The organism is Rhodococcoides corynebacterioides NBRC 14404 (assembly GCF_001894765.1).
GTDB lineage: Bacteria > Actinomycetota > Actinomycetes > Mycobacteriales > Mycobacteriaceae > Rhodococcoides > Rhodococcoides corynebacterioides.
The window spans coordinates 268,086-275,576 of sequence record NZ_BCWV01000001.1 but is presented as its reverse complement, the minus strand read 5'-3'; the positions used below and the strand labels follow the sequence as shown (position 1 = coordinate 275,576).

General features: G+C 73.9%; 4 protein-coding genes. 3 read left to right on the top strand and 1 reads right to left on the bottom strand.

Annotation, left to right across the window (positions count from 1 at the left end):
- Window positions 1-2,443, bottom strand: a 2,443-nt coding sequence (locus tag RC2_RS01290; RefSeq protein ID WP_072680918.1) for an IniB N-terminal domain-containing protein, incomplete at its 3' end; no start/stop codon positions are given.
- A 268-nt stretch (window positions 2,444-2,711) separates the two neighbouring features.
- On the opposite strand from RC2_RS01290, the gene RC2_RS01285 reads away from it, so the two are divergent.
- The 3 genes from RC2_RS01285 to RC2_RS01275 are packed head-to-tail and all read left to right on the top strand — an operon-like array spanning window position 2,712 to window position 7,431.
- On the top strand, window positions 2,712-4,439 hold the full coding sequence (locus RC2_RS01285; RefSeq protein WP_139277231.1) for an Hsp70 family protein: 1,728 nt from the start codon (window positions 2,712-2,714) through the stop codon (window positions 4,437-4,439).
- Window positions 4,436-6,289: a helix-turn-helix transcriptional regulator gene (locus RC2_RS01280; protein ID WP_068151609.1), complete on the top strand. Its 1,854-nt coding sequence runs from the start codon at window positions 4,436-4,438 to the stop codon at window positions 6,287-6,289. Before RC2_RS01285 ends, RC2_RS01280 begins: the two co-directional genes overlap by 4 nt.
- Complete coding sequence (locus tag RC2_RS01275) at window positions 6,286-7,431, top strand: hypothetical protein (RefSeq protein ID WP_139277230.1); 1,146 nt, start codon at window positions 6,286-6,288, stop codon at window positions 7,429-7,431. Before RC2_RS01280 ends, RC2_RS01275 begins: the two co-directional genes overlap by 4 nt.
- Window positions 7,432-7,491 lie beyond the last annotated feature (60 nt).

Below are 7,491 nucleotides of genomic sequence, written 5' to 3'. Positions count from 1 at the left end.
CCGCGGCCAGATCGGTGACGCCGGCCAACGCACCGCCGAGCGCGAGCCCCAGCTGACCCGCAGCCTCGCCACCGAGCGCCAGACCCGCGGTCAGGGCCGCACCGAGCTGCGCAGCCAGGTCACCGGCGAGCAGGCCGTCCAGGTCCAGTCCGGTACCGATGACACCGGCCAACGCACCGGTCAGATCCGCACCCAGGTCGAGACCGGTCGCCGCGCCGAGCACCGCGCCCAGCGCACCCTCGAGATCGAGGCCGCCGGCCAGCAGACCCACCAACTGAGCCTGCAGATCGGCCGCCAGAGCGCCACCGAGCGCACCACCCAGGGTGCCGCCGATGGTCGCCGCGACGTCGCCACCCGCCGCCAGCACACCGCTCAGCGCCGCGCCGACGGTGGCACCGAGGTCACCGGTCAGGTCCAGTCCACCGCCCAGGCCCAGGGCCGCGTCGAGCGCACCCGCCAGCGTGGCCGCACCCGCACCGGTCAGACCCAGCGCCGCAGCGAGCGCCGCACCCAGATCCGCACCCGCGGCCAGATCCGTGACGCCGGCCAACGCCCCGCCGAGCGCGAGCCCCAGCTGACCCGCAGCCTCGCCACCGAGCGCCAGACCCGCGGTCAGGGCCGTGGCGAGCTGGGCTGCGATGTCGCCACCGAGCAACGCCTGCAGGTCCCCGGTCAGCAGTCCGCCCGCACCCAGCGCGGCGGCCAGAGCACCGTCGAGATCGAGAGCACCGCCGAGATCCAGGACGCCGCCGAGCCCGAGCACCGCACCGAGCGCGGCGTCCAGGTCGAGGCCACCGCCGAGGAGGCCGGCCAGCTGCGCGCCGAGGTCACCGGTCAGGGCGCCACCCAGGACGCCCGACACGACGGCGCCGAACGCCGCGCCGAGGTCGCCGGCCACGGCGCCACCGGCGGTCAGCGCACCGGCGAGGGCGGCACTGAGTCCGGCGCCGAGGTCACCGGCGAGGTCCAGGCCACCGGCCAGGCCCAGGGCAGCGTCGAGGGCGGCACCGAGCTGTGCAGCGAGTCCACCGCCGAGTCCGAGGGCGCCGGTGAGCGCGGCTCCGAGGCTGCCACCGACGCCGAGGAGAGCGTCGAGGTCCAGTCCACCGGCCGCGTCGACGACACCGCCCAGCAGCAGGCCGAGGCCGGCACCGAACTCGCCGGCGAGGTCGCCGCCGAGCGAGAGTGCGGTCTCGAGGGCGCCGGAGAGAGCGGCGGTGAGGGAACCGGTCAGCGCCGCGATCGCGGTCGCGTCGAGCATGCCGGTCAGAGTGGCGCCGAGGTCTCCGGCAGCGTCGATGGCAGCGCCGAGCCCGGCGGTCAGCGAGCCGGTCAGGTCGGCACCGGCGCCGAGGGCACCGCCGAGGATCACGCCGAGGCCACCGGCCAGTCCGAGGCCACCGGTGAGGGCCGCGGCGAGCTCGGCGCCGAGTGCTCCGCCCGCGGAGACGGCGGCACCGAGGACACCACCGAGCGCGGCGCCGAGGTTGGCGCTCAGCGCGCCGCCCAGCTCGAGGGCACCGCCGAGCGCGCCGGACAGATCCAGCGCGCCGCCGAGGTCGAGGTCGGTGATGGTGCCGAGAACGGCGTCCAGTGCGGCGGTGAGCTGCGCGCCGGCTCCGGCGCCGAGACCCAGCGCTGCGGTGAGCGCGCCGGCGAGCGTGGCGCCGAGCTCGGCGAGAATGTCGAGGTCGAGCAGACCGCCCAGGGAGAGCAGGCCCTCGAGGGCCGCGCCGAGCGCTGCGCCGAACTGGGCGGCGAGCTCACCACCGAGGGACAGCCCGTTGCCGATGACGAGGGCGAGGACGTTGGTGAACTGGCCGGCGAGGTCGAGATCGCCCAGGTTCAGGCCGCCCAGGTCGAGGGACCCGAGGTCGAAGGCTCCGAAGTCGATGGCACCGAGGTCGATCGCGCCAAGATCGATGGCGCCGAAGTCGAGGTTGCCGAAGTCGAAAGCGCTGTCGAAGATGTTGAGCCCACCGAGGTCGATCGCCCCGAGATCGAGCCCGCCCAGGTCGAGGAAGCCGAAGTCGGCGTTGCCGAAGTCGAAATTCCCGAAATTCAGCCCACCGAGGTCGACGTTCCCGAAGCTGTTGTTGTTGCCCACGTTGCTGATGGCACCGATCGTCCCCGCGGCCAGCGACCCGCCGACGAGCGACGGCGCGAAGGTGTTGGTGATGTCGCCGAAGTTGTTGGTGTTGGTGTTGGCGTTCGTGATCGTGTTGGTCACGTTGCCGGCGTTGACGATCGAGGCCAGTCGCGAGCCGCCGTCGAACAGGCCGGACTCGGACACCATCGGGGCGACGGCCACGATGTCGGCGGGGCAGACCTCGGGCAGGCCGGCTGCGTTCAGCGCGCGCTGCGGGTCGGCGCAGTAGGCGGCGGCGGCCTTCTCGTCGCGGAGAAGGTTGAGGATGAAGTCGAGAACGGCGTTGGTGGCCATCGTGGGTGTCCGATCGTCGTGGGTCTCGGGTCGACCGATGGGTCTCGGCCGCGTTGTCATCGAAACTAAGGCGATTAGTGATCGGTCCCAACGGGGGCGAGCCCCCTTCTCCCCTCCCGGGGGTTCCCGGGGGCACGAACCGGGCCATTAGGGGGTATAGGGGATCGATCCCCCGGTCTGTCGAAAACGTGCTGTGATGTGTAACGAACGGTCGCCGGACGACGACGTGACGGGCGGACGAGTGACACTGCGAACGGGAGTCGGCGACATGGCGTCAGGGTTGGGCACGAAGGTCGGCACGGCCACCGCGATCGCGGTCTCGGCGACGTCGGCCGATCTGCACGACGCACGCGTCGTCGCGCGACCGTCCGCACTCGAGATCGACCCGAGCGGAGACGCCCGGTTCGCGGATGCGGCCGACCGCTCCGGCTCCGTCGTGCGTGGCTACGCCGGACGCGTCGGCGACCCCGTGGACCTGGTGACCGACGACGGTCGCACCTTCTCGGGCGACGAGCTCGTCGCCCGCACGCTCGCCGGCCTCGTCGAGGAAGCCGGACCCCACACGTCCGTCGTCGTCGCCCATCCCACCGAGTGGTCGTCGTACACCGTCGACCGCCTGCGCACCGCCGTGACCGAACGAGGCATCGAGGCGAATTTCGCCCCCGAGGCGCTGTGCACGGTCGCCTGGCTCCAGCAGACACCCGACGCCGTCACGGACGGTGTGGTCGCCGTCGTCGACCAGGGACAGAGTGGCACCACTGCATCGGTCGTCCGCACCGGCGACGAGGCCGTGCTGCTCGGCCGCAGCGTGCGGTCCGACGAAACCGGGGGCGCCGCCATCGACGGCCTCCTGCTCGGACACGTTCTCGCCCAGGTCGACACCGACGATCTCGACCCCGCCGATCCGGCCACCGTCGATGCCCTCGCCGACCTGCGTGCGCGATGCGCGACGGCCAAGGAGGCGCTGTCCGCCGACACCGACACCGTGGTGCCGGTCCGCTTGCCCGGTGTGTCCGCCGACGTCCGCGTGGTGCGCTCGGAGCTCGAGGACCTGCTGCGCGACAGCGCCGACGACGTCGTGCGCGTCGTCGAGGAGGCCCTGCGCTCCGCCGGGGTCGACCGCGCGAACCTGTCCCGGGTGGTGCTCGCGGGCGGCGGGGGCGCGATCCCCCTCGTCACCGAGACGCTGTCCGCGCGACTGCGGGTGCCTCTGACCCTGAGTTCGGACCCGGCGGCGACGTCGGCGTGGGGCGCCGCGCTCACCGCGACCCGGCTCGCGGCGGTCGCGCCTGCGGCGGCGGCGACCGCCGACGATGCCGAGACCGACCTCATCTCGCCGATCGAGCGTCGACCCGAGCGCGCCCTGCCGCCCGTGCCGGTCACGCCGCACTCGCACGCGAAGCCCGCCACCGGTCGACGACGCGCGGGGATCGTCGTCGGTGTGGCCGCAGCCGTCGCCGTGCTGGCCGCGGGCGGACTGTCGGTCGGCGTGGCCACCGGCGTCGTCGACAATCCCATCTCCGACTTCCCCGCCACCAGCGCGGTCGTCGAACCGGCGTCGGTCGACGACGCCACGGGCGGCGAATCGACCGGAACCGGTTCTGCGGCCACGGGATCCGCGGGAGCGACGGATCCCACTACGGGTGCGCGGATCCCCGGTTCGACTGCGGCGGGATCGCCCACCACGGGCACCGCACCGGGCGCACCGGGGGCCGCCCCGACCGGTGCGGCCGCGGTCCCGGGAGTGACGGCACCGGACGTGCAGGTGCCGTCGGTGAACGCGCCGACGCTGCCGCAGTTCAGTCCCGCGCCCGTGCCCGCACCCAATATCCCTTCGCCGAGTCTCCCGTCGCCCCAATTCCCGTCGTATCAAGGTCCGAACATTCCGGGCGCAGTCGGAGGCGTGGTGGGAGGCACCCTCAACGGGGCAGGTCAGATCGTGGAAGGCACGGGCGACTTTCTCGGAGGTACTCTCGGCAGACTCTCCGGACAGTGACCCTCGACGACGCCCCGGCCGGTGCCACGGCCGTCGACGTCCGGGATCACTCCGCGCTGACCGTGCTCGCGCTGCGGTCGGTGGGTCTCGATCCCGACCCCTACCTGGTCTCCGAGATCGCGGCCCTGCCCGTTCCCGACGCCGTGGGCGCGATCGAGCGGACGGCGGACCTGACCGACGTGTCGTCGGTGCTGCGCGGAACCGTCGGGCCGCACGGCACCACCCTTCTGCTGCGCCGCGTCGCCACCGGTCTCCTGGACGCGGGAATACTCTCACCCGACACCGCCGTCGCGTTGGCGACGGCCGGCGTCCGTTTGCCTGCGCTGGCCGATTTTCTCACGCGCACAGCCGCTTCGGCGGCGCCGACGCGGGCACCGTCGTTGTGGGATGCGGCTGTCGCGGCGGGCGCCGATCCGGGTCACACGGCCGCGCCCCGCGCTCGGGCGCGCCTGGCCGTCGGGGACCTCGACGCCGCAGCGCAGCAGGCCGACACCGTGCTGACCGACCCCGCGAGCGACGACGAGGCCGTCCGCGGGGCCGCCCGGGTGGCGGCCACCGTCGCCCTGCGCCGCGGCGCCCCCTCGCACGCCGCCTCGATCTACCGCTGGCTCGGACCCGCGCGCGCCGGATCGGATGCCGCCCACGCGGTGGTCTCGCTGATCGCCGTCGGCGATCGGGCGTCGGCAGAGTCCTTCTCGGGCGCCCCGGCGGCGGCGTTGCCCACCAGCAGCACCGCCCGGAACGCCCTCATCGCCGACGGCCTCCTGGCGTCGGTGTCCGACACCCCGACCGCGGCACTGGGTTCCCTGCTCCGCGCCTGTGCCCTGGCCGATCCGTCGACCGACGATCACCCCGCGTCGTTGGCCGGACTGGTCGCCGTCCACCTCGGCGACCCGCGCACGGCCCGGGACGTGCTGACCGAGGCGTCGACGACCCGGACAGCCCTTCTGGGCGCCTGGGCCGCGATGCTCCTGGGCGACGTCGACGCCGCCGAGGCGCGCATCCGCGGGACCGATCCCGACTGCCTCGACCGACGAGACCTGTTGTGGTGGAGCGGACTCCGCGCCGCCGTCGCGCGGCGACGCGGTGACACCGGGACCCTGACGGCGACCCTGGCCGACGCACGTCGTCTGCTCGTCGAGGTCGAGCCAGATCTCTACACCGTCCTTCCGATCGGCGAACTGTGGCTCGCCTCGACGCGCCTCGGCGACGCGGGGCGTATCCGGCACGCCGTCGAGCGCACGTCGGCGATCCTGGCGGACCTCGGCGAGCCACCCCTGTGGGCCACGGCCTGGCACTGGTACGGCGTGCAGGCCGCCATCCTCGCGGGCGCGCCCGCCGACCTGGTGCCCCACGCCCGCACACTCGGGGCGCTGGCGGCACACAGTCCGCACGCCGCGGCGGTCGCGGCGGCGGGCCGCTGCTGGCTCCGCGTTCTGCAGGGCGAACCGGACGCCGACGACGTCCGCGCCTGCACCCGGTCGCTCGAACGATTCGGCCACTCCTGGGAGGCCGCGCGACTGGCGAGCGACGCCGCCCTGCGCGTCGACGACACCCGGACCGCCACCGCACTCCTGCAGACCGCGCGCGAGATCACCTCGGCGGCAGCCGTTCCCGAGGCGTCGTCGTCGACCGGCGAGCTGACCGATCGCGAGGCGGAGGTCGCGCACCATCTGGTGCTGGGCTTGACGTACCGGGAGATCGGTTCTCGTCTGTACATCTCGGCGAAGACCGTCGAACACCACGTCGCCCGCATCAGGCGGCGACTGGACGCCGGCTCCCGGTCGGAGTTGCTGTCGATGCTGCGCGCCGCCGGCTACGGGCAGCAGGAGGAACGCGAGCAACCATGACACCCGACATGCCCGAGACCCCCATGGCCGGCCGCATTCTGGGCCTGCACGTCACGGACCGAGCGGCCGTGGCGGTCGTGCTCTCGTCGACGACCGGCGAGATGGTGCGCGTGCCCGTCGTGACCGACGGTGTCCTCTATCTCCTGCCGGACGGGTCCTCCACTCTGACGCGACCGGACGAGCCGAGCCCGACCGTCGATGTGGTGGATCGCTTCTCCGACCACCTCGGTGATCCCGCCGGTGTGGTGTCCGCCCACGGCGCGGTCCTGCGCGCGGAGGACCTGCTGGCCACCGTGTTGCTCCTGCTCGTCGACCGGGCGCTACCCGACGCGGACATCGTCGCCGTCGCACATCCGACCACGTGGTCGTCGGAACAGACCGCCGCACTGCAGGATTCGTTGTCCTTCCTGTCGCTGTCCGGCGTGGACCTGGTACCGGTGGCGAGCGCCCCCGCCGGCACCGTCGACGACCACCTCGCCGTGGCGTCGGCCGCGGCCCGCGTCGCCGGTGGACTCGCGCCGAGTTCCGCGCCGGCCGTCGTCGCGTCCCCGGACCCGGCGTCGGAGTCGAAGTCGGGGCCGGAGTCGCACCGTCGACGCCTCCCCCTCGTCGTCGGGGCCGCGGCCGCGACGGTGGCGATCGCCGCCGCGGTCGCGGGAGCCCTCGTCGTGACGAGCGACCGCACGGTGAGCACCGCCGTCCCCGTCATCGCCGACGCGGACCTCTCGTCACCGTCGACCACCGGCGCGCCTCGGGTGCCCGGCTCGACGGCGCCGTTCCCCACCGTCCCGGCCGGCGCCGCGGTCTCCACCGCTTCCCCTGTCTCCGCCGAGTCCGTTGTCTCCGCCGAGTCCGTCGTCGACGTCGCGGCCACCGTGCCGAACGTCGTGCCGCCCGCGTCCCCACCGTCCGGGTCGGCTCCGGTCCCGGTGCCGTCCGTTCCGGTACCCCCGGCGCCGCCCGGCCCGACCGCCGACCCGGCACCGTCGGACTCGCCCGCTCCGGCGCCGGAGGACCCCGCCACCGAACCCGACGACACCGATCCTCCCGGCGCCGAACCGGGCAATGCGGACGGCGAGAACCCCGGCGGTGCGGAGACGCCGGGCGACTCGACGTCGTCGACGCCCTCGACCGCGGGATGACGACGGCGGATCTCGAGAAACATCACGGACCCGTCTCGTAGTTCGGCGGGTGTCGGACCC